Here is a 21,983-nt window from a genome sequence, read left to right as displayed (position 1 = left end):
GTCGGTAACCGGGCCGCAACCCGAGGGCAATGGCGCCGACCCGGCCCGCCCTTAATTTCTGTCGGGCGACAGAAATTCGATCACCCCGGAAAGAACCCACCGGAAGACCACAGTTGCGGAGGTCCGCGATGGCGACAGCGACCACGTACGGGGCACGCGCCCACGCCCGCGCCCAGGAAGGCGCCCGAGCCGAGGCCATGCCCGTCGTCCCGGCGGCCGACTGGCCGGCCCCGCCCTGCGAGGCGGGCCACCTGGTGTGGGCCGAGACCGTGGCGGGCGGCAACTACACCCACCGCGTCCTCGCCCGGGGCACCGAGCTGCGCCTGACCGACCTGCGCGGCGACGCCTGCGCCCACCTGCTCCTGTACGCGGACGGCCGCCCCTGGGAACGGCTGAACGTCGCCGACACGGTCAAGGTCCAGTGGAACGCCTACCTCGGCGAGGGCGTACTGCTCCTGTCCGACCAGGGCCGGGTCCTCGCCTCCGTCGTCGCCGACACCTCGGGGCGGCACGACGCGCTGTGCGGCACCTCCACCCTCGTACGCAACACCGGGCGCTACGGCGACGGCACCCCGCAGGGACCCTCCCCCGCCGGACGCGAGCTGTTCACCCTGGCCGCCGCCAAGAACGGTCTGGAACCCCGCGATCTGCCGCCCTCCCTCTCCTTCTTCCAGGGCGTGGAGATCCGCGACGACGGCACCCTCGACTTCACCGGCTCGGCCGGACCCGGCGGCAGCGTCACCCTGCGCGCCGAACAGGACGTCACCGTCCTGATCGCCAACGTGCCGCACCCGTCCGACCCCCGCCCCGACTACGTCAGCACCCCGCTGGAGGTGCTCGCCTGGCGGGCGGCGCCCACCCGGCCGGGCGACCCGCTGTGGGACGCCACCCCCGAGGGCCGCCGCGCCTTCCTCAACACCGCCGAATTCCTCACCGCGAGGGGGCTCGCATGAAGACCGTCGTCCCGGCCCGCGCCGCCTGGTCCTCGACCGTCCGCAAGGGCGAGACGCTCACCATCACCGACCTGCACGGCAACCAGGCCGTCGACTTCCTCGTCTACGACGCCCACGACACCTCCGTCCGCTACAGCGCCCCCGACACGGTCCAGGCCCAGGGCGGCATCTTCCTCACCACGGGCAGTGTGCTGATGTCCAACGAGCACACCCCGCTGATGACGGTGACCGCCGACGCCGTGGGCCGCCACGACACCGTCGGCGGCGCCTGCTCCAAGGAGTCCAACACCCTGCGCTACGGCCACCACACCTACGCGCAGCACGCGTGCGTGGACAACTTCCTCGCCGAGGGCGCGCGGTACGGCCTCGGCAAACGGGACCTGGTCTCCAACATCAACTGGTACATGAACGTGCCCGTCGAGAAGGACGGCACCCTCGGCATCGTCGACGGCCTGTCCGCCCCCGGCCTCGCCCTCACCCTGCGCGCCGAACGCGACGTGCTCGTCCTCGTCTCCAACTGCCCCCAGATCAACAACCCCTGCAACGGCTTCGAGCCGACCGCGGTGGCGATGACGGTCACCGGGGCGGACGCATGACCTTCGACACGCTGCTGGTCGCCAACCGCGGCGAGATCGCCTTCCGCATCCTGCGCACCGCCCGCGAACTGGGCCTGCGCACGGTCGCGGTGTACTCCGACCCCGACCGCTCGGCCCCCCACGTCCGGCTCGCCGACGAGGCGGTACGGCTCGGCCCCGCGCCCGCGAAGGAGTCGTACCTCGACGCCGACCTCGTCCTGAAGGCGGCCAAGGACACCGGTGCGGGCGCCGTCCACCCCGGCTACGGCTTCCTCTCGGAGGACGCGTCCTTCGCCCGCCGCTGCGCCGACGCCGGGATCGTGTTCGTCGGCCCGACGCCCGAGCAGCTGGAGCTGTTCGGCGCCAAGCACACCGCCAGGGCGGCGGCCGAGGCGGCGGGGGTGCCTCTGGCACCGGGCACGGGGCTTCTGTCGGATCTGGCCGAAGCACTTGAGAAGGCCCAGGTCATCGGCTATCCGGTCATGCTGAAGGCCACGGGCGGAGGCGGCGGGATCGGCATGTCCGCCTGCCGCTCCCCCGAGGACCTCACCGACGCCTGGGAACGCGTCCAGCGCGTCGCCGCCGCCTCCTTCTCCTCCGCCGGAGTCTTCCTCGAACGGCTCGTGGAGCACGCCCGCCATGTCGAGGTCCAGGTGTTCGGCGACGGCGCGGGCGAGGTCGTCACCTTCGGCGACCGCGACTGCTCACTCCAGCGACGCAACCAGAAAGTCCTCGAGGAGGCCCCGGCGCCCGGCCTGCCCGACCACGTACGGCGGCAACTGACCACGGCGGCACGTGACTTGTGCGCCTCCGTCGCCTACCGCTCGGCCGGCACCGTCGAGTTCGTCTACGACACCGCACGCCAGGAGGCGAGCTTCCTGGAGGTCAACACCCGTCTGCAGGTGGAGCATCCGGTCACCGAGGAGATCTACGGCGTCGACCTCGTCGCCTGGATGCTGCGCCTGGCGCGCGGCGAGCGGGACGTCGTACGCGACCCGGGACCGCCGCGCGGGCACGCCGTCGAGGCCCGGCTGTACGCCGAGGACCCGAGCCGCGGCCACCGGCCCAGCGCGGGCCTGCTGACCCGGGTCGAGTTCCCCGGCGGGGTGCGCGTGGACGGCTGGGTGGAGACCGGCACCGAGGTGACGACGTCCTACGACCCGATGCTCGCGAAGGTCGTCGCGTACGGCACGGACCGCGCCCATGCGCTGCGCCGCCTGGACGAGGCGCTGGCCCGCACCCGTGTCGACGGCATCGAGACGAATCTGGGCCTGGTGCGGGCGGCGCTCGCGGACCCCCGTTTCGTCACGGCGGCCCACTCGACGGCCACCCTCGCCACGATCGGCGATCCGACCCCGCGCATCGAGGTCGTCTCCGGCGGCACCCTCACCACCGTGCAGGACTGGCCCGGCCGCACCGGCCACTGGCAGGTCGGGGTCCCGCCGTCCGGCCCCATGGACGACCGCTCCTTCCGGCTCGGCAACCGGGCCCTCGGCAACCTCGAGGGCGCCCCCGGCCTGGAGTGCACCCTCCACGGGCCGGCCCTGCGCTTCAGCCACGCCACCACGGTGTGCGTGACGGGCGCACCGGCCCCGGTCACCGTGGACGGCACCGCGGTGGCGCAGTGGGAGCCGGTGACGGTCCCGGCGGGAGCCGTGCTGGAGGTCGGCGCACCGCTGGAACACGGCCTGCGCACCTATGTCCTGTTCGCGGGCGGCCTGGACGTCCCCGCGTTCCTGGGCAGCGCGAGCACCTTCACACTGGGCCGCTTCGGCGGCCACGGCGGACGGGCGCTGCGGACCGGGGACGTCCTGCACGGCGGCACGGTCGCGGACGGCGCCCGGGTCGCGGACCGCCCGTCCTTCTCCTCCGTCTGGCACATCGGCGCGGTCGAGGGCCCGCACGCGGCACCGGAGTTCTTCACCGAGGAGGACATCCGCGACTTCTACGCCGCCGACTGGAAGGTCCACTTCAACTCGGCCCGCACCGGTGTGCGCCTGGTCGGGCCCAAGCCGCGCTGGGCACGCACCGACGGCGGCGAGGCGGGCCTGCACCCGTCCAACATCCACGACACGCCGTATTCCGTCGGCGCCGTCGACTACACCGGTGACATGCCGGTGCTGCTCGGTCCGGACGGCCCCTCACTCGGCGGGTTCGTCTGCCCGGCGACCGTGCTGAGCTCCGAGCGCTGGAAGCTGGGCCAGCTGCGGCCGGGCGACACGGTCCGCTTCCGGCCGGTGGACGTGGACGGCACGCCGCGCCCCGGGATCGTGGACGGGGGCGTGCTCGCACGGGACGGCGACGTCACGTTCCGCCGCAGCGGCGACGACAACCTGCTGGTCGAGTTCGGCCCGATGCAGCTGGACCTGGCCCTGCGGATGCGGGTGCACGCCCTGATGGAGTCGGTGTCCCAGGCCGGACCCGAGGGGGTCACCGACCTCACCCCCGGCATCCGCTCCCTCCAGATCCAGGCGGATCCGGTACGGCTCCCCCTGCACGAACTCCTCGCGACCGTGCGGGAGATGGTGCGGTCCCTGCCGCCCACGGACGAACTGGTCGTCCCCTCGCGCACCGTGCACCTGCCCCTGTCCTGGGACGACCCGGCGACCCGCGAGGCGATCGCCCGCTACATGGCGGGGGTCCGCGACGACGCGCCCTGGTGCCCGTGGAACATCGAGTTCATCCGCCGGGTCAACGGCCTGGACTCGGTCGCGGACGTCTACGACACCGTGTTCGCCGCGGAGTACCTGGTCCTGGGCCTCGGCGACGTCTATCTGGGCGCCCCGGTGGCCACCCCGCTCGACCCCCGCCACCGCCTCGTGACCACGAAGTACAACCCCGCGCGCACCTGGACGGCGGAGAACTCGGTCGGCATCGGCGGGGCGTACCTGTGCGTCTACGGCATGGAGGGCCCCGGCGGCTACCAGTTCGTGGGCCGGACGACCCAGGTGTGGTCGCCGTGGCAGCAGCGCGGGGCGTTCGAGCCGGGCTCGCCCTGGCTGCTGCGCTTCTTCGACCGGATCCGCTGGTACCCGGTCGAGCCCGACGAACTCCTCGGCCTGCGCGCCGACATCATCTCCGGCCGCTTCGTCCCGCGCATCGAGGAGGGCACCTTCTCGCTGGCGGAGTACCAGTCCTTCCTGGCCGAACACGCCGACTCCACCGCCGTGTTCAGGCGGCGCCAGCAGTCCGCGTTCGCGGCGGAGCGGGACGCCTGGGAGGCGGCGGGCGAGTTCACGCGCGCACAGGCCGCGGCGGCACCGCCCGCCCCGCCGTCCGAGGTGACGGTCCCGGCGGGCGGACGACTGGTCGAGGCCGAGTTCGCCGCGTCCGTATGGCAGTTGAACGTGTCGCCGGGTGACGAGGTGACGGCGGGCCAGCCGCTGCTCGCGCTGGAGGCGATGAAGATGGAGTCCCGGGTGCACGCGCCGATCACCGGCGTGGTGGCGGAGGTCCTGGCCAGGCCGGGCGACCAGGTGGAGGCGGGGACGGCGCTGGTCGTCCTGGCCCCGGCCGCGAACTGAGAGAGGAACCGCTCATGTCCACGTCCCCCGAAGGCTCCACCACCCTCTCCCGGGTCCGCGCCGCGTACGCCCGCATCGAGGCCGTGGACCGTCCCGAGATCTGGATCGACCTGCGCGCCCGGCAGGAGGTGGAGGCTCAGGCGCGGGCGATCGACGAGCGCCTGGCCGACGGGGACCGCCTCCCGCTCGCCGGCCGTCTCTTCGCGGCCAAGGGCAACATCGACGTGGCGGGCCTGCCCACGACGGCGGGCTGCCCCGCGTACGCCTACCACCCCGCCGCCGACGCCCCCGTGGTCGCCGGACTGCGCGCGGCGGGCGCCCTGCTGCTGGGGACGACCAATCTGGACCAGTTCGCCACCGGCCTGGTGGGCACCCGCTCCCCGCACGGCGCGGTCCGCAACGCCTTCGATCCGGCGCGGATCAGCGGCGGTTCCAGTTCCGGCTCGGCCGTCGCGGTGGCCCTCGGCATCGTCGACTTCGCGCTCGGCACGGACACGGCGGGCTCGGGCCGGGTCCCGGCCGCCCTCAACGGCATCGTCGGCCTCAAGCCCACCCGTGGCCTGGTCCCGACGGAGGGTGTCGTGCCGGCCTGCGCCTCGCTGGACTGCGTGACCGTGTTCGCCCGCACCCTCCCGGAGGCCGAGCAGGCCCTGGCCCACATGACCACCGGCGCCGCCCCTGCCCTCCCCGGGCGTCCCGGCGGCCCCTGGCGGGTCGCGGTCCCGCCGCCCGACCAGCTCGGCGCGATGGACGAGGGCTGGGCGCAGGCCTACGGGGCGGCGGTACGGCGGCTCGCGGCGGCCGGGGCGGAGATCCGCTCGATCGACCTCACGCCGTTCACCGAGGCGGCGGCGATGCTCTACGAGGGCGCGTTCGTCGCCGAGCGCTACACGGCGGTGGGGAGCTTTGTCGACAAGTTGATCGAGGAGGGCGGTGAGGGTCTCGACCCCACGGTCGCCGGCATCATCGCCCGCGCCCGTGACATCCCGGCCCACCGGCTCTTCGCGGACCAGGACCGGCTGGCCGTCCTGCGCGGCCGCGCCCGGTCGGAACTCGGCGACGCGGACGCGCTGCTCCTGCCGACCGCCCCCGGCCATCCCACCCTGGCCGAGGTCGCCGCCGACCCCCTGGGCGCCAACGCCCGCCTGGGCCGCTTCACCAACTCCACCAACCTCTTCGACCTGGCGGCGGTGGCCGCCCCGGCCGGTGAGGTGAACGGCCTGCCCTTCGGCGTGATGCTGATCGGTCCGGCGTACACCGACGAGCGGCTGGCGAGGATCGCGGCCCTGCTGCAGCCTGCGGCCCGGGTGGCCGTCGTGGGCGCCCATCTGACGGGCGGGCCCCTGAACCCGCAGCTTCTGTCCCTGGGCGCCGTACTGGACCGCACCACCACGACCGCCCCGGTCTACCGCCTGCACGCCCTGCGCACGACCCCGCCGAAGCCGGGCCTGGAGCACGTCGGCGAGGGCGGCGCGGCGATCGAGGCGGAGGTGTGGCGCCTACCGGCGGAGGGCCTGGGCCGCCTGCTGTCGTCACTGCCCCGCCCGATGACCCTGGGGAGCGTGGAACTGGCGGACGGAACCAGCGTCCCGGGCTTCCTGTGCGAGCCGGGCGCACTGGGGGATGCGGAGGACATCACGGCGTACGGAGGCTGGCGCGCGTATCTGGACGCGGGGTAGGACGCGTCACCGAGAGGCGCGGGAAGTGCGGCGGCGTCGCGTGGGCACGGCCCGCCCCCCACTTCCCGCACCCGCCGGACGACGGTTCACCCCACGGACGAGTAGGCGACGACACCCCGCAGCAACTGGTCGACCGCCTTGCGCGCGGCCTTCGCCACCGTGGAGCCCTCCGCGGGAGACGCCGCGGAGATCTGGCCGAGCACGTCGATGACCTGCTTGCACCACCGCACGAAGTCCCCGGCCGGCATCTCCACCTCCCGCAGCACCTCGTCGAGCCCCTTCCCGGAGGCCCACATGTACGCGGCCCAGGCGAACCCGAGATCGGGCTCGCGCTGCCCGACCCCCTCGGTCTGGCTGATCCGGAAGTCCTCCTCCAGGGCGTCGAGCCGCCCCCAGATCCGGACCATCTCCCCCAGCGCGGCCTTGGCCTTGCCGGCGGGCAGCTTCGGTGCCATCGCGTCGTCCCCGACCCGGGACTCGTAGACCAACGCCGAGACGCAGGCGGCCAGTTCCGCCGGGGCGAGCCCCTCCCAGACGCCCGCGCGCAGGCATTCGCTGGCCAGCAGGTCGAGTTCGCCGTAGAGCCGGGCCAGCCGCCTGCCGTGCTCGGTGACCTCGTCGGCGCGCAGATAGTCGAGCTCGGTCAGCAGCGCCACGATCCGGTCGAACGTACGGGCGATGGTGTTCGTGCGTCCCTCGATGCGCCGCTCCAGCTGCGAGGTGTCCCGCAGCAGCCGGTGGTAGCGCTCGGCCCAGCGGGCGTGATCCTCACGCTCGTCGCACCCATGGCAGGGATGCGCGCGGATCGCCGTCCGCAGCCGGGCGATCTCCCGGTCGTCGGCGGCCTGGGACCGCTTCTTGCGGGCCCGCTCCGGCGGGATGTGCCCGGCCTTCGTGCGCAGCGCGGACGCGAGATCCCGACGCGACTGCGGCGAACGCGGGTTGAACGACTTCGGGATCCGCATCCGCTCCAGCGCCTCGACCGGCACCGGGAAGTCCATCGACGCCAGCCGCTTGACCTGCCGCTCCGCCGTCAGCACCAGCGGACGCGGCCCGTCGTGCGCCTCGAAGCCGCGGTGGCCGTTGGCCCGCCCGGCGGGCAGGCCCGGGTCCAGCACCAGGGCCAGACCGGCGTACTTGCCGGTGGGCACGTGGATGACGTCCCCCGGCTTCAGCTTCTCCAGCGCGACGGCGGCCTCGGCGCGCCGCTGCGCGGCGCCCTGGCGGGCCAGGTCGGTCTCACGGTCCTTCAGCTCGCGGCGCAGGCGCGCGTACTCCTCGAAGTCACCGAGGTGACAGGTCATGGAGGCCTTGTAGCCCTCCAGTCCCTCCTCGTTGCGCTGCACCTGCCGGGAGATCCCGACGACCGAGCGGTCCGCCTGGAACTGGGCGAACGAGGTCTCCAGCAGTTCCCGGGAGCGGTGCCGGCCGAACTGCTCGACCAGGTTGACCGCCATGTTGTACGACGGCTTGAAGCTGGAGCGCAGCGGGTACGTACGGGTGCCCGCGAGCCCGGCGAGGTGGTCGGGGTTCATGGCGCGCTGCCACAACACCACCGCATGGCCCTCGACGTCGATGCCGCGCCGGCCGGCGCGCCCGGTGAGCTGGGTGTACTCGCCGGGGGTGATGTCGGCGTGCTGCTCGCCGTTCCACTTGACGAGCTTCTCCAGCACCACGGAACGGGCGGGCATGTTGATGCCCAGCGCCAGCGTCTCGGTGGCGAACACGGCCTTGACGAGGCCGCGCACGAACAGTTCCTCGACGACCTCCTTGAACGTCGGCAGCATGCCCGCGTGGTGGGCGGCGATACCGCGCTCCAGGCCCTCCAGCCACTCGTAGTAGCCGAGGACGTGCAGGTCCTCGCGCGGGATCGCGGCCGTGCGCTCCTCGACGAGGGAACGGACCTCCGCCCGCGCCTCCTCGTCGTTGAGCCGCAGTCCGGCGTACAGGCACTGCTGGACGGCGGCCTCGCAGGCGGCGCGGCTGAAGATGAAGGTGATGGCGGGCAGCAGGCCCTCCGCGTCCAGGCGCTCGATGACCTCGGGACGCCCGGGCGTCCACACCCGTGACCGCTGGCGCCGCTCCCGCTCCCGGTCGGCCTCGCGCATGGTGGCGCGGCCGCGCCTGCGGTCCTGGTACGAGGGCCGGCTGGCCTCCATACGGGCCAGGCGGGTGAGGTCGGGGTTGACGGCCCTGCGGTTCCCCTCGCCCTCCTCGAACAGGTCGTACATCCGCCGCCCGGCGAGGACGTGCTGGAACAGCGGCACGGGCCGGTGCTCGGAGACGATCACCTCGGTGTCGCCGCGGACGGTGTCCAGCCAGTCGCCGAACTCCTCGGCGTTGGACACGGTCGCGGAGAGCGAGACCAGGGTGACCGACTCGGGGAGGTGGATGATCACTTCCTCCCACACGGCGCCCCGGAAGCGGTCGGAGAGGTAGTGCACCTCGTCCATCACCACGTATCCGAGGCCGAGGAGGGTCTGCGAGCCGGCGTACAGCATGTTCCGCAGGACCTCGGTGGTCATCACGACCACGGGGGCGTCGGAGTTGACGCTGTTGTCGCCGGTGAGCAGGCCGACCTTCTCGGTGCCGTAGCGACGGCACAGGTCGGAGTACTTCTGGTTCGACAGCGCCTTGATGGGGGTCGTGTAGAAGCACTTCTTGCCCTGCTGGAGGGCGAGGTGGACGGCGAACTCGCCCACGATCGTCTTGCCCGAGCCGGTGGGGGCGGCCACCAGCACACCCTTGCCCGCCTCGAGTGCCTGACACGCCTCGATCTGGAAGGGGTCGAGTTCGAAGTCGTACATCTCGCGGAAGGAGGCGAGCGCGGTGGCCTGCTCGGCGGCACGCCTGCGCGCCGCCGCGTACCGCTCGGCCGGTGAGAGGTCCTCTGTCATCGTGCTTTCCACCGTACCGGGAGCCACTGACAACAGGACGATCATTATCCGGATCGGAGCCGGTGAAACCTGTGATCGCGCAGTTCAGGGGCGAGAACGAAGACGGCCGGCTGCGCTGCGTGAGCGCCCCGGCCGTATCCGTTCACACCCCTGGATCAGGTCACGTCGTCGTACCCGTTGACCCGCTCCCTGCTCACCTGCTCCGGCAGGGCGCGCGAGGCGGAGACCGACTCGACCTCGCCGATGTCCTCGGGGGTCAGGTCCAGCTCGGAGGCCTCGTCGGCGGGCCCCAGGGCGTCGCGACGGCGCTTGCGGCGGTCGTTCAGCAGGGAGAACGCGGTCGCGCAGAAGTAGAGGATCCAGATGGGCCCGGCGAGCGCGAGCATGGTGAGCGGGTCGGTGCTGGGCGTGGCCACGGCCGCGAAGACCGTGATGCCGATGATCATGGCCCGCCACCAGCCGAGCATGCGCTGACCGGTCAGCACCCCCGTCAGGTTGAGCATGACCAGCAGCAGCGGCAGCTCGAAGGACAGACCGAACACGAGCACCATGCGGACGATCAGGTCCAGCAGGTCGTCCAGCGGCAGCTGGTTGTCCAGGTCCGCCGGAGAGAACTCCAGGAGCACCTTCGCCATCGTCGGCAGCGTCTTGTACGCGAAGAAGGCACCGCCGATGAACAGCGGAACGCCCGTCCCGACGAAGGCATAGGCGTACTTGCGCTCGTGCTTGTGCAGGCCGGGCGCGACGAAGGCCCACAGCTGGTAGAGCCACACGGGCGACGCGAAGATCACACCCGCCATCAGGGAGACCTTGAGGGCGAGGGTGAAGGGGGTGAGCAGACCGTTCAGGACGATGCGGGCGCAGGTGCCGCTGCGTTGCTGCGCCAGCTCGGAGAAGGTCGAGTCACACCCCACCGCGTTCAGAATCGGGTTCGTGAAGAACTCGATGATGTCCTTGTAGAAGAAAGCGGCGACGATCGTCACAAGAACAATGGCCAGCATCGCCTTGGCGAGCCGGTTGCGCAGCTCACGCAGGTGATCCGCGAGGGGCATCCGCCCCTCGGGGTCCTTCTCCTGCTTGCGGGCAGACTTCAGCAACCCACGTTCCCATCTCGTGCGGCGGGCCGGAGGTCACCGGCCCTGCGTCAGCGCTTGGTCGAGTCCGTCGGCTCGGTGACCGGGCGGGAGCTGGTCACATCGCCGGGGGCGGCCTGGATGGTGCGCGGCACGGGGGGCTGCTCGCCGTTGTTCGGCGGGCCGGCCGGAGTGGCGGTGCTGCTGCCCTCTTCCTTCATCGCCTTGGCCTCGCTCTTGAGGATGCGCGCGGACTTGCCGAGCGAGCGGGCCATGTCCGGAAGCTTCTTCGCGCCGAACAGCAGGATGATGACGACGAGGATGAGAATGATCTCGGGAGCGCCGAGCCTTCCGAACATAAGTCTTTACCTTCTCACCGAGGCGGCTGGGTGGGGGTGCTGTGTCCGACCGGTCGGACATGTGTCCGAACGATCGTGCTGGCAGCGATCGTAACGCTCAGGGGTAAACGTGAGGCAATCCCCGTGCGTACTCCCGGTCCGCGGTCCGGGCCTCGTTCTCCGGGCCGCGATCAGCAGCGTACCCGTCCGCACCGCCGGGGCGGGAGGGCGAAGTGGTCCAAAACGCATGAGGTGCCCGACTCACAGAAGCACCACAGCCCCGCGCAAGGGTCACCACAGCGCCGCTCACAGCGAGTCGACAGCACGGGCCGCGCTCAGCGACGCCCGCTCGAGGTCCTCGGCGGCCCGGTTGATACGGCGGGCGGACTCCGTGACCTGCCGGCCCAGCCGCCGCGCCTCCAGAAAGACCCGGACGGCGAACACCGCGAGGACGGCGAGACCCACGAAACCCACGGCTACCGCGAACATCGGCCAGAACATGACGCCGAGCCTAGACCCTGCTACGGCGTGTGCAGGCGCAGGGTCCGCACCCCGCCGCCGGTGAGGAGCTCCACGATCCGCTCCCCGGCCGGCTTGCGGACGGCCGCGCCGCAGTCGGGGCAGGTGAACGAGTAGAAGGTGGTGCGGCTGGTGGCGCCGATGGCCAGGCGCAGGGCACCGGCGGTGAGCTCGAAGCGGCCGCGGCAGTCCGGGCACCCGGCCCGGAACATCACCGGGGCCACGCTCCGCATGCCCGCGAACGCGGAGGCCACCGAGATGCCCCGCGCACCGGACGTCACCGACTCGCTCACAGCTGCTCCCGCCCGTCGAACTGCCCGTCGATCCGCCTGTCGTCACGCTGCCCGTCCCGCTGTCCGGCGCCGGGAGCCGGCTGCCCGCCGGCCACTCCCCGCGCCTCGACCCCGTCGTACGCCGCCAGCGCCTCGCGGGCGGCCCGGCGGGCGCTGTCGGCGAGGTCCGGCGGCGAGACGATCCGGCCGTCGCGGCCGAGCCGCAGCGCCAGCCGCCGCAGCGAGGCCGGGTCGGGCGTGCGCAGGGTAATACGCAGCCCGCCGTCGGGAAGCTCATCGGCACTGTCGTGCGGGTAGTACTCGGCGACCCAGCGGCCGCCCGGACCGACCTCGACGACGACCTCCGGGTCCTCGGCGGCCGGCTGCACCAGCGCCTCCGACAGGTCCCGCAGCTCGATCTCGGGCGGCGCCGACGGCTCGTCGAGGATGCGGATCTCGGCGACCCGGTCCAGCCGGAAGGTCCGCCGGGCCTCCGAGCGGCGGCACCAGGCCTCCACATACGTGTGCCCGACGCTGACCAGGCGGATGGGGTCGATCTCGCGCTCGGTGACCTCGTCGCGTGCGGGCGAGTAGTAGCGGATCCACAGCCGCCGGCGCTCGGAGATCGCCCGGTCGACGTCGGCGAAGACGCCTCCCTCGGACTCGAACGTCACCGACAGCCGCGCGCTGGCCCCGGCCGCCTCGCCCGCCGCGGTCTCCACCTTGGCCGTCGCCCGCAGCAGCGCCTGCCGGTCGCCCTCGCGCAGCCCCGGCAGCGTGGCCACCGCGCGGGCGGCCACCAGCAGCGCGGTCGCCTCGTCCGCGGCCAGCCGCAGCGGCTCGGCGGCCTCCGCGCCGAGGGCGGCCGGGTTGTGCCACCAGATGCGCTCGCCGTCGGTGTCGATGTCGAGGAGATCCCCGCCGCGGAAGCTGGTGCCGCACATGGGCAGCACGTCGAGGTCCGAGACCAGCTCGTCCTCGGTGATGCCGAAGGCACGCGCCACGTCCTCGATCCGCGCGCCGGGACGCTCCCTGAGATAGGTCACCAGCGAGAGCATCCGCCGCGTCTGGTCGATCGCGTTCGCCGGCCTGACCGGTTTGCCTGCCACTGTCTTGCTCCGCTCCCCCTCAGCCCTTGGCCACGGCCCGTAGCCGGTCCACGACGTCCGCCCGCAGTTCGGCGGGCTCCAGGACCACCACGTCCGGCCCGAACTCCACCAGCCAGGCGTCCAGCCCGTGCCCGTACGGAATCTCCAACTCGTCCCAGCCGTCCCCGAGTTCCCGCACCGCGGTGGCCTTCGCCCGCAGGGGGTATCCGGCACCGGCGCGCAGCCGGATCAGCGCGCTGCGGTCGGCGGTCTCCCCCGCCCAGCTCGCGACGGTCTCCCGGACGGTGACCACGTCGGGGACGGGCGCGGTGAAGCTCGCGCCGCGCGAGCGCACCTTCCCGGTGATCCGCGACAGCCGGAACACCCGCTCGGCGCCCCGGTCCCGGTCGAAGCCCGCCAGATACCAGTGGCCGCGCCAGCACTCCAGGGCCCACGGCTCGACGTGCCGGGTCTCGGGACGGGCGGCGGTGGCCTTGCGGTAGTCGAACACGACCGGCCGGCGGTCGCGGCAGGCCAGCATCAGCGGCTCGAACGCCGCCTCGTGCACCGGGATCCGCGGCTCCAGCGCGCCGTGCGCGCCGTACGGGTCCACGTCCTCGGGCAGGCCGGCCGCGCGCAGCTTCTGCAGGGCGCCGCTGGCCGCGCCCGCGAGACGGGCCTGCTGCCACACCTTGGCGGCCAGACCGAGGGCGGCGGCCTCCTCGGCGTCCAGGGTGATGGGCGGCAGACGGTTGCTGTCCCGGCGGGCGAGATAACCGATCTCGCCGTCCAGGCTCTCCACGGTCTCGATGACCAGGCCGAGCTCGCGCAGATCGTCCTTGTCCCGCTCGAACATCCGGTTGAAGGAGTCGTCCGAACCGGCCGCACCCTGATCCGGCCTGGCGCTCACCCCCCGGCCCGGCCTCGAGGCCTCGACATAGGCCTCGATGGAATCGCGCAGCTCACGCTTGCTCAGCGGCCTGCGCGTCCCGAGCAGGCACAGCGCGAGGTTCATCAGCCGCTCGGCCTTGGCAATGGCCATCGACGCCCTTCGCCTCCCCTTTTGTGCTTACGATCGACGACCGTACCGCCCCGCGGTCCCCCCGCAAAAGCCGAGGGTCCATGCCCGCGCGGGCATGGACCCCAGGTGGTCGGGACCGGTCTGCGGCGATCAGACGCCGAGCAGGTCCACGACGAAGATCAGCGTCTCACCGGGCTTGATCGCCGGGGTCGGGCTCTGGTTGCCGTAGGCCAGGTGCGCCGGGATGGTCAGCTGGCGGCGGCCGCCCACCTTCATGCCCTGCACGCCCTGGTCCCAGCCCTTGATGACACGGCCGCCACCCAGCGGGAAGCGGAACGGCGTGCCACGGTTCCAGCTGGCGTCGAACTCCTCGCCGGTGCTGAAGGCGACACCCACGTAGTGGACGGTGACGGTCTGACCGGCCTGCGCAACCTCGCCGTCGCCCTCCCAGATGTCCTTGATCTCGAGGTCCGCCGGGGGCTCGCCGCCGGGGAAGTCGATCTCGGGCTTCTCGTTGCTCACGTCACTGCTCCTGCTTGTCTACGGAAAGGCAACACGGACAGTCTTTCATCCCGCAAGGCGTCAGGACGCCGCGAGGATGTCCACCACGAACACCATGGTGGAGTCCTTCTCGATGCCGCTGCCACTCGGCGGATTGTCGCCGTAACCCAGCGACGGCGGGATCACCACGAGGACCCGGCTGCCGACCTTCTTGCCGGTCAGCCCCTGCGCCCACCCCTTGACGACCTGCTGCAGCGAGAACGACGTCGGCGCGTTGCGGCTGTACGAGGAGTCGAACTCCTTGCCGGTGTCCCAGACGACGCCGACGTACTGCACGACCACCGTGCTGTCCGCCGCGACCTTCGCGCCGTCACCCTCGATCACATAGTTCGCCACCAGATCCTTCGGCGGGTCCACCTTGGGAATCTTGACGGAAGGCGCCTTCCCGTCGGTGTTCGTGCCGACCGTCGGCAGCTTGGCGTCGTCCTGCGGGACGTCCGTGCCCTTCGCGGAGCTCTTGGAGTTGAACGTGCCCTCCAGGTCCACCACGAACACCAGCGTGTCGGTGCCCTTGATCCCGGCCTGCGACTGGCCCTCCTTGCCGTAACCCCAGGTCGGCGGCACCGAGAACTCCACCCGGCTGCCGACCTTCTTCCCCGTCAGGGCGTAGCGCCAGCCATCGATGATGCTGCCCTGGGAGAGCTGGATGAACAGCGGCGTCTTGCGGTCGTAGGAGTTGTCGAAGACCTTCGCCGTGTCCCAGATCTGACCCAGGTAGTTCGCCCAGACGAAGTCCTTCTCCGCGACCGTCTGACCACTGCCGGCGATCACCGTCTTCACCGCGAGCTGGTCCGACGGATCACCGCTGCCCTTGGCCACCGTCGGCTTCTCGCCGAACTTCACCCCCGCCGTGATCGCCGGCAGCGGACCGTCCACGATCTTCGGCGGAGGCGCGGCCGAGGTCCGGGAGGCCGAGGGCGACGCGGAGTCGCTCGCCTTGCTCGAGTCGGACTTGTCGTCACCGCACGCGGACAGGGTCACCAGTCCGGCGGGTACGGCGGCAAGGAGGAGGGAGCGTCGGCGCACGATGAGGGCCTCGTAATCGGTCGATCTTGTGAAGGGCGTGCGCGCAACTCTACGGCGTGAGAAGGGCGCCGTACGGGAAACGTACGGCGCCCGCGTTGCGTTCCGGGGATTCCTCCGGAACGGGCCGCTCACATACCGGCGATCAGCTTCTCCACCCGGTCGTCCACCGAACGGAACGGGTCCTTGCACAACACGGTGCGCTGCGCCTGGTCGTTGAGCTTCAGATGGACCCAGTCCACCGTGAAGTCCCGGCGCTGCTCCTGCGCCCGCCGGATGAAGTCACCGCGCAACCGTGCCCGAGTGGTCTGCGGGGGCACCGACTTGCCCTCGAAGATCTTCAGGTCGTTGCAGATCCGCGCCGCCTGCCCCTTGCGCTCCAGCAGGTAGTACAGACCACGGCGACGGTGGATGTCGTGGTAGGCGAGGTCTATCTGCGCCACGCGCGGATGCGACATCGTCATGTTGTGCTTGGCCCGGTACCGCTCGATGAGCTTGTACTTCATCACCCAGTCGATCTCGGTGCCGATCCGGTCGAGGTCCTCCGACTCGATCGCGTCCAGCGTGCGGCCCCACAGCTCCAGGACCTGCTCGACCGTTCCCGTACGGATGCCGCGGCGCTCGCAGAAGTCCACGGCCTTCTCGTAGTACTCGCGCTGCACCTCGAGCGCCGACGCCTCACGCCCGCTCGCCAGACGCACCTTGCGCCGGCCCGTGATGTCATGGCTGACCTCGCGGATCGCCCGGATCGGGTTCTCCAGGGTCAGATCCCGCATCACCGTGCCCGCCTCGATCATGCGCAGCACCAGATCGGTCGCGCCGACCTTCAGCAGCATCGTCGTCTCGGACATGTTCGAGTCGCCCACGATGACGTGCAGCCGGCGGTAACGCTCCGCGTCCGCGTGCGGCTCGTCCCGCGTGTTGATGATGGGCCGGGAGCGGGTCGTCGCCGAGGAGACGCCCTCCCAGATGTGCTCCGCCCGCTGACTGACGCAGTAGACCGCCCCACGGGGCGTCTGCAGCACCTTGCCGGCGCCGCACAGCAGCTGCCGGGTCACCAGGAACGGAATGAGGATGTCCGCGAGCCGGGAGAACTCCCCGTGCCGGGCCACCAGGTAGTTCTCGTGGCAACCATATGAGTTGCCCGCCGAGTCGGTGTTGTTCTTGAAGAGGTAGACGTCGCCCGCGATTCCCTCCTCGTGCAGGCGTCGCTCCGCGTCCACCAGGAGTCCTTCGAGAATGCGCTCGCCGGCCTTGTCGTGGGTGACCAACTCGGTCACGTTGTCACATTCCGGTGTCGCGTATTCCGGATGTGATCCCACGTCGAGATAGAGGCGGGCGCCGTTCCGCAGAAAGACATTGCTGCTACGGCCCCATGACACGACACGGCGGAAGAGGTACCGCGCCACCTCGTCAGGCGACAGGCGGCGCTGTCCCCTGAACGTGCACGTGACGCCGTACTCGTTCTCCAGCCCGAAAATGCGGCGGTCCATGACTGAACATTACGCCCGATCCCCTGAACTGAAACGGGGTTCGGCAGCACGGTTTGGATCATTTTCCGGTGAAGACGCAACCACCGCACTTCCCACGGGAGCCGCCAGTACCCGCCCCGTGACCAGCAAAACCAGCAAGGACACGGCGCCCGCGACAGCCGGCGCGGCGAACCCCCACAGCGCGCCGCCCTCCTCGACGACCGGCCCCGCGAGGCCCGTTCCGACCGACGCGCCCACCGTGAAGGTGGTCACCAGCCACGAGAACGCCTCCGTGACCGTCCCCCGCGGCGCGTGCCGGTCCACGATGACGAACGCACAGGCGATCGAAGGCGCCAGGAACACCCCCGCGAGCGCCGTCAGCGCCACCATGGCCACCGCGCCCGGCATCAGCATCAGCGGCAGGTAACACACCGCCAGAAACGCCACCAGCACCCTCAGCCGCCGCTCCGGCGTCCCCGCCCACTGCCGCGCCCCGTACCCCATCCCGCCGACGAGCGCGCCCAGCCCCAGGGCCGCCATCATCCAGCCGTACACCGCGTCCCCGCCGTGCTCGTCCGCGTACGGCACCGAGGCGACCGTGATGGAACCGAGCGCCATGCCCACGAACAGGAAGGCACCCAGCAGCACCAGCAGACCCGGCGAGCGCAGCGCGCCGAGCCAGTGCGCCTCCCGCGGCGCCGAGCGCCACGCGCGCGAGGGCGGCGACACGACCACCGAGAGCGCCCCCAGCACCCCGACACCGTTCAGGACGAGCAGCGCGGCCTGCGCCGACCACAGCGCCACGCACACGGTCACCAGCAGCGGCCCGACCGTGAACATCACCTCCTGGGCGACCGCGTCCAGGGCGTACGCGGTGTGCACCTGGTCCTCGCGGCGCAGGACACTCGGCCACAACGCCCGCAGACCGCCCTCCAGGGGCGGCGTGAAGAGCCCGGCGGCCGCGACGGCCGCGTAGGCCGGCGGCAGCGGGTCCAGGCCGGCCAGGGCGAACACCGCCATCGCCAGGGCCGAGGCGAGCGCGGCGGGCAACTGGACGCGCGGCTGTCCGTGCAGATCCACCAGCCGGCCGAGCAGGGGCTGCCCGACCGCGTTGGCGACCCCGTACACCGCCGCCAGCGCGCCCGCGAGGCTGTACGTGCCGCCCTCGGCCCGCACGAAGAGCACGACCGCGATGGCGGCGGTGGCACAGGGCAGCCGGCCGACGAGCGTGCCCGTCAGCAGCCGGGCGGCGTGCCTCGCCCTGAGGATCTCCAGGTAACCCGCGGCCAAAAATCCCGCCTCCGTCGGCTCGACCGGGGCAGTGGGCCACCCCGAAGTTTTACGTATAACGCCTCTCGTCATACGTACCATGAGCGCTGTTCACCCGTCCAGAAGAAGGAGCACGCCCCCGGTGGCACGAGGCAACACCCGCCCCACCAGCCGCGACGTCGCCCAGGCCGCGGGAGTCTCCCAAGCCGCCGTCTCCCTGGTCCTCGGCGACAAATGGCGCGGCCGCGTCTCCGAGACCACCGCCGAACGCGTCCGAGAAGCAGCCCGCGAACTCGGCTACCGCCCCAACCTCGCCGCCCGCAACCTCCGCCTCGGCCACACCCGCACCGTCCTCCTCGTCGTCCCCGCCCTCACCACCGAATTCTTCGCCGGCGTCTACACCGGCGCCGCACGCGTCGCCGCCGAGCACGGCTTCGGCGTCGTCCTCTACCCCTCCCCCGAAGGCATCGGCCCCGCCCGCGACCCCTTCGCCTCCGCCCAGGCCGCCCTCGACGGCGTCATCGCCTCCTCCATGGCCGCCGACGCCCTCACCGCCATCCGCGGCGACCAGCTCCCCCTCGTCATGCTCGACAGCGACCCCACCGGCAGCCTCGGCGCCGCCACCGTCAACCTCGACATCGCCGACGGCGCCCGCCAGGTCGCCGACCACCTGCTCGGCCTCGGCCACCGCCACTTCCTCCACCTCGCGGCCGACATCCCCTCCTGGACCTTCGACATCCGCGCCCGCGAACTCGCCGGCCGCGTCGCCGCGACCCCCGGCACCACCCTGCGCACCGCCCACACCCCCATGACCATCGAAGGCGCCCTGGCCGCCACCGAGACCGCCCTGGACACCCCCGGCCCCCGCCCCACCGCCGTGGTCTGCGACGACGACAAACTCGCCGCCGGCGTCTACAAGGCCCTGCGCCGCCGAGGCCTGCGCATCCCCGACGACGTCTCCGTCACCGGCGTCGACGACATCGCCCTCGCCGCCGCGCTCGACCCCGAACTCACCACCGTCCGGCTCGACGCCGAACTCTTCGGCGAACGCGGCATGCAAGCCCTCCTCGCCGTCCTGGACGGCCGCACACCCGACGCCGGGGACATCCCCGTCCACCTCGTCGTACGGGCCTCCACGGCCCCACCAGGCGCCTCCTGAAACGCCCTGTGCCCCGGCCGTCCACCGGCCGGGGCACAGAAAAGGGTGAAGACGAGGGCGGCCTACTCCTCCCCGGAGCCCTCCTCCTCGGCACTCTCCGCCTCCGTCGCCGCGCCGTCCGCCTCCAGCAGACGCGACAGCTGACGACCCACGATCCGCTTGAACTTCCGCTTCTGCGGCCGCGTACGGTCCAGCACCGCGACCTCCAGCCGCTCCGCCGGAATCTCCCGCTGCGTACCGTTCGTGTCCCGGGACAGCGCCTGCACCGCCAGCTTCAACGCCTCGGCCAGACTCATCCCGTCCTGGTGACGCTGATCCAGGTAACTGCTGATCTGCTCGGCGTTACCACCGACCGCCACCGAACCGTGCTCGTCCACGATCGAACCATCGTGCGGCAGCCGATAGATCTGGTCACCGTCCGGAGTCTCACCCACCTCCGCCACGACCAGCTCCACCTCGTACGGCTTCTCACCCGCCGAGGAGAAGATCGTGCCCAGCGTCTGCGCGTACACGTTCGCCAGACCACGCGCGGTCACATCGTCACGGTCATAGGTGTAACCACGCAGGTCGGCGTACCGCACACCACCGATCCGCAGATTCTCGTACTCGTTGTACTTACCGGCGGCCGCGAAACCGATCCGGTCATAGATTTCGCTGAACTTGTGCAGCGCACGGGACGGGTTCTCACCGACGAACACAATGCCGTCGGCATACTGCAGCACAACCAGGCTGCGGCCACGAGCGATGCCCTTGCGCGCGTACTCCGCGCGATCCGCCATCGCCTGCTGGGGTGAGACATAGAACGGCGTCGACACCGGTTATCCGTCCCTTTCTGTCGAAATCACTGGATCACCTGCGATGAGAACGGAACCGACCGCTACAGCAGCGCCGCACGCGGACCGTCCGGCTGCTCCAGACGGCGTTCGAGGATCGAACGGGCGATCTCGGACGACTCGTCGTCCGTCAGCCTGCGGAAACCGTCCTCGGTGATCACGGTGACGATCGGATAGATCCGGCGCGCGACATCGGGACCACCCGTCGCCGAGTCGTCGTCGGCCGCGTCGTACAGGGCCTGCACCACCAGCGTCGTGGCCTGGCTCTCCGACAGATCGCCACGGAACAACTTCTTCATCGCCCCGCGCGCGAAGATCGAGCCCGACCCGGTCGCGGCGAAATTGTGCTCCTCGGAACGACCACCCGTCACGTCGTACGAGAAGATCCGCCCCCTGCCACGGTCCACGTCGAACCCGGCGAAGAGCGGCACCACGGCCAGACCCTGCATGGCCATGCCCAGGTTGGAGCGGATCATGGTCGACAGACGGTTCGCCTTGCCCTCCAGCGACAGCTGTGCGCCCTCGACCTTCTCGAAGTGCTCCAGCTCCAGCTGGAACAGCTTCACCATCTCCACGGCCAGGCCGGCCGTGCCGGCGATGCCGACGGCCGAGTACTCGTCCGCCGGGAACACCTTCTCGATGTCCCGCTGCGCGATGACGTTGCCCATCGTCGCCCGCCGGTCGCCGGCGAGCACGACCCCGCCCGGGAACGTGACGGCCACGATCGTCGTGCCGTGCGGAGCCTCGATCACACCCTGTGTCGGAGGCAGTTGCCTCTTCCCGGGCAGCAGCTCCGGCTGGTGCTCGGAGAGGAAGTCCATGAAGGACGAGGACCCAGGCGTCAGGAAGGCAGCTGGTAGACGCCCGGTGCTACGAGTGTTGGCTTCCACGCGTTTCCTTCCACGTATGTCGCAGCCCGCCTTATGACGTCGGGCCGATCCTTGAACTGCCCCAGTGCAGCGTTGCAGCTGAAGCACAGTACGCCTCGGACCCTACCCGTCTCGTGGCAGTGATCCACATGCTCCGCAGGAGCCGCTAGGCAGATACAGCAGACGCCGTGCTGCTCTGCGACCATCGCTTCCAACTCGGCCGGGCTCAGACCGTACTTGCGTCGGAAGTAGCTGATCCGGTTCCGCTCGGCACGACACTCACGGCAGTAACTCGACCAGCCATCCGAGGACGACTTGTTGCGCTCCCACCCGGAGTGGGGCTTGACCTGCTCGCACTGCGGGCACCGCTTGTGGCCCCGAGGAACCGGAACCTTCACGCGGACCGTCTTGCCCTGAGCTTCCCGTCGGCGCCGGTAGTACTCCGCGGCGCATTCGCGACAGTTGGCCTGAAGCCCGTCAGGCCTGGAGTTGTTGCTCGCGAATGCGCCGACCGGAAGGTGCTTCTGACACGCCGAGCACTTCTTCGCTCCCCCGTCGTTCACGGATGTGACTACTGTCCACCCTTTTGAACGAAGGACCTCACGAAATCCTCGGCGTTCTCTTCCAATACGTCGTCGATTTCATCCAGGACGGAGTCCACGTCGTCGCTCAGCTTCTCGTGGCGCTCCTTGAGGTCCTCCGAGCCCTGCGCCTCCGCGGCCTGCTCCTCGACCTCCTCCGTGGAGCGCGTCGCCTTCTGCTGGCCGCCGCCGGTGTCCTTGGTCGCCATAACCCTCACCCCGCTCAGTTCGCCCGACATGGTCGACAGGTCGGCTTTCCTGCCGATCGGTGATGATC

General features: G+C 71.2%; 20 protein-coding genes. 5 read left to right on the top strand and 15 right to left on the bottom strand.

Annotated elements, in window-relative coordinates; genetic code table 11:
• Window positions 1-128 precede the first annotated feature (128 nt).
• Genes ACFY2L_RS33850 through atzF form a run of 4 tightly spaced genes read left to right on the top strand, consistent with a single transcriptional unit; the run spans window position 129 to window position 6,731 of the window.
• Complete coding sequence (locus tag ACFY2L_RS33850) at window positions 129-953, top strand: urea amidolyase associated protein UAAP1 (RefSeq protein ID WP_390660792.1); 825 nt, start codon at window positions 129-131, stop codon at window positions 951-953.
• A complete protein-coding gene (locus ACFY2L_RS33845) occupies window positions 950-1,549 on the top strand; it encodes an urea amidolyase associated protein UAAP2 (RefSeq protein ID WP_390824250.1) in 600 nt (199 codons plus the stop codon). The genes ACFY2L_RS33850 and ACFY2L_RS33845 overlap by 4 nt, the downstream gene beginning before the upstream one ends.
• Window positions 1,546-5,052, top strand: coding sequence for a 5-oxoprolinase/urea amidolyase family protein (locus tag ACFY2L_RS33840; RefSeq protein WP_390824249.1), 3,507 nt, complete (start codon window positions 1,546-1,548; stop codon window positions 5,050-5,052). The genes ACFY2L_RS33845 and ACFY2L_RS33840 overlap by 4 nt, the downstream gene beginning before the upstream one ends.
• 14 nt (window positions 5,053-5,066) lie before the next feature.
• Entirely contained in the window at window positions 5,067-6,731 is a 1,665-nt protein-coding gene (gene atzF / locus ACFY2L_RS33835; protein ID WP_390824248.1) for an allophanate hydrolase, read from the top strand.
• A gap of 86 nt (window positions 6,732-6,817) precedes the next feature.
• Here the strand turns inward: atzF and ACFY2L_RS33830 are convergent, their stop codons facing one another.
• From ACFY2L_RS33830 to ACFY2L_RS33780, 11 genes are all read right to left on the bottom strand, one after another.
• Window positions 6,818-9,673, bottom strand: a complete 2,856-nt coding sequence (locus tag ACFY2L_RS33830; RefSeq protein ID WP_390660788.1) for a DEAD/DEAH box helicase — start codon at window positions 9,671-9,673, stop codon at window positions 6,818-6,820.
• A gap of 110 nt (window positions 9,674-9,783) precedes the next feature.
• Entirely contained in the window at window positions 9,784-10,725 is a 942-nt protein-coding gene (gene tatC / locus ACFY2L_RS33825; RefSeq protein ID WP_390824247.1) for a twin-arginine translocase subunit TatC, read from the bottom strand.
• 47 nt (window positions 10,726-10,772) lie between these two features.
• Window positions 10,773-11,060, bottom strand: coding sequence for a Sec-independent protein translocase subunit TatA (tatA, locus tag ACFY2L_RS33820; protein ID WP_390824246.1), 288 nt, complete (start codon window positions 11,058-11,060; stop codon window positions 10,773-10,775).
• Window positions 11,061-11,345: 285 nt separating this feature from the next.
• Window positions 11,346-11,540: a hypothetical protein gene (locus ACFY2L_RS33815; protein ID WP_390660785.1), complete on the bottom strand. Its 195-nt coding sequence runs from the start codon at window positions 11,538-11,540 to the stop codon at window positions 11,346-11,348.
• A 20-nt stretch (window positions 11,541-11,560) separates the two neighbouring features.
• The gene (locus ACFY2L_RS33810; RefSeq protein WP_390660784.1) at window positions 11,561-11,851 is read right to left on the bottom strand and encodes a hypothetical protein; all 291 of its coding nucleotides are present in this window, start codon (window positions 11,849-11,851) and stop codon (window positions 11,561-11,563) included.
• Window positions 11,848-12,939 carry a helix-turn-helix transcriptional regulator gene (locus ACFY2L_RS33805; RefSeq protein WP_390824245.1) on the bottom strand — a complete coding sequence of 364 codons (1,092 nt, stop codon included), beginning with the start codon at window positions 12,937-12,939 and terminating at the stop codon, window positions 11,848-11,850. The genes ACFY2L_RS33810 and ACFY2L_RS33805 overlap by 4 nt, the downstream gene beginning before the upstream one ends.
• Before the next feature lie 19 nt (window positions 12,940-12,958).
• Window positions 12,959-13,960, bottom strand: coding sequence for a helix-turn-helix transcriptional regulator (locus tag ACFY2L_RS33800; protein WP_390660782.1), 1,002 nt, complete (start codon window positions 13,958-13,960; stop codon window positions 12,959-12,961).
• A 129-nt stretch (window positions 13,961-14,089) separates the two neighbouring features.
• Window positions 14,090-14,461: an FKBP-type peptidyl-prolyl cis-trans isomerase gene (locus tag ACFY2L_RS33795; protein ID WP_390660781.1), complete on the bottom strand. Its 372-nt coding sequence runs from the start codon at window positions 14,459-14,461 to the stop codon at window positions 14,090-14,092.
• Window positions 14,462-14,521: 60 nt separating this feature from the next.
• Window positions 14,522-15,526, bottom strand: coding sequence for an FKBP-type peptidyl-prolyl cis-trans isomerase (locus ACFY2L_RS33790; protein WP_390660780.1), 1,005 nt, complete (start codon window positions 15,524-15,526; stop codon window positions 14,522-14,524).
• A gap of 128 nt (window positions 15,527-15,654) precedes the next feature.
• Window positions 15,655-17,016: a Pup--protein ligase gene (pafA, locus tag ACFY2L_RS33785; RefSeq protein ID WP_390660779.1), complete on the bottom strand. Its 1,362-nt coding sequence runs from the start codon at window positions 17,014-17,016 to the stop codon at window positions 15,655-15,657.
• A gap of 9 nt (window positions 17,017-17,025) precedes the next feature.
• Window positions 17,026-18,285 carry an MFS transporter gene (locus tag ACFY2L_RS33780; RefSeq protein WP_390824244.1) on the bottom strand — a complete coding sequence of 420 codons (1,260 nt, stop codon included), beginning with the start codon at window positions 18,283-18,285 and terminating at the stop codon, window positions 17,026-17,028.
• A gap of 121 nt (window positions 18,286-18,406) precedes the next feature.
• On the opposite strand from ACFY2L_RS33780, the gene ACFY2L_RS33775 reads away from it, so the two are divergent.
• On the top strand, window positions 18,407-19,423 hold the full coding sequence (locus tag ACFY2L_RS33775) for a LacI family DNA-binding transcriptional regulator (RefSeq protein ID WP_390824243.1): 1,017 nt from the start codon (window positions 18,407-18,409) through the stop codon (window positions 19,421-19,423).
• Window positions 19,424-19,485: 62 nt separating this feature from the next.
• On the opposite strand, the gene prcA is transcribed toward ACFY2L_RS33775, so the two are convergent.
• The 4 genes from prcA to ACFY2L_RS33755 form a co-directional block, all read right to left on the bottom strand.
• A complete protein-coding gene (gene prcA, locus ACFY2L_RS33770; protein ID WP_390660776.1) occupies window positions 19,486-20,238 on the bottom strand; it encodes a proteasome subunit alpha in 753 nt (250 codons plus the stop codon).
• Between the two features lie 62 nt (window positions 20,239-20,300).
• Entirely contained in the window at window positions 20,301-21,146 is an 846-nt protein-coding gene (gene prcB / locus ACFY2L_RS33765; protein ID WP_390660775.1) for a proteasome subunit beta, read from the bottom strand.
• Window positions 21,098-21,523, bottom strand: a complete 426-nt coding sequence (locus tag ACFY2L_RS33760) for an endonuclease VII domain-containing protein (RefSeq protein ID WP_390660937.1) — start codon at window positions 21,521-21,523, stop codon at window positions 21,098-21,100. The genes prcB and ACFY2L_RS33760 overlap by 49 nt, the downstream gene beginning before the upstream one ends.
• A gap of 173 nt (window positions 21,524-21,696) precedes the next feature.
• Window positions 21,697-21,915: a ubiquitin-like protein Pup gene (locus ACFY2L_RS33755; protein ID WP_275774306.1), complete on the bottom strand. Its 219-nt coding sequence runs from the start codon at window positions 21,913-21,915 to the stop codon at window positions 21,697-21,699.
• Window positions 21,916-21,983: the final 68 nt, after the last annotated feature.

This window comes from Streptomyces sp. NPDC001381 (assembly GCF_042895685.1).
Lineage (GTDB): Bacteria > Actinomycetota > Actinomycetes > Streptomycetales > Streptomycetaceae > Streptomyces.
Note: the sequence above shows the minus strand (reverse complement) of the source record. Positions and strands in the feature narration are given on the sequence as shown.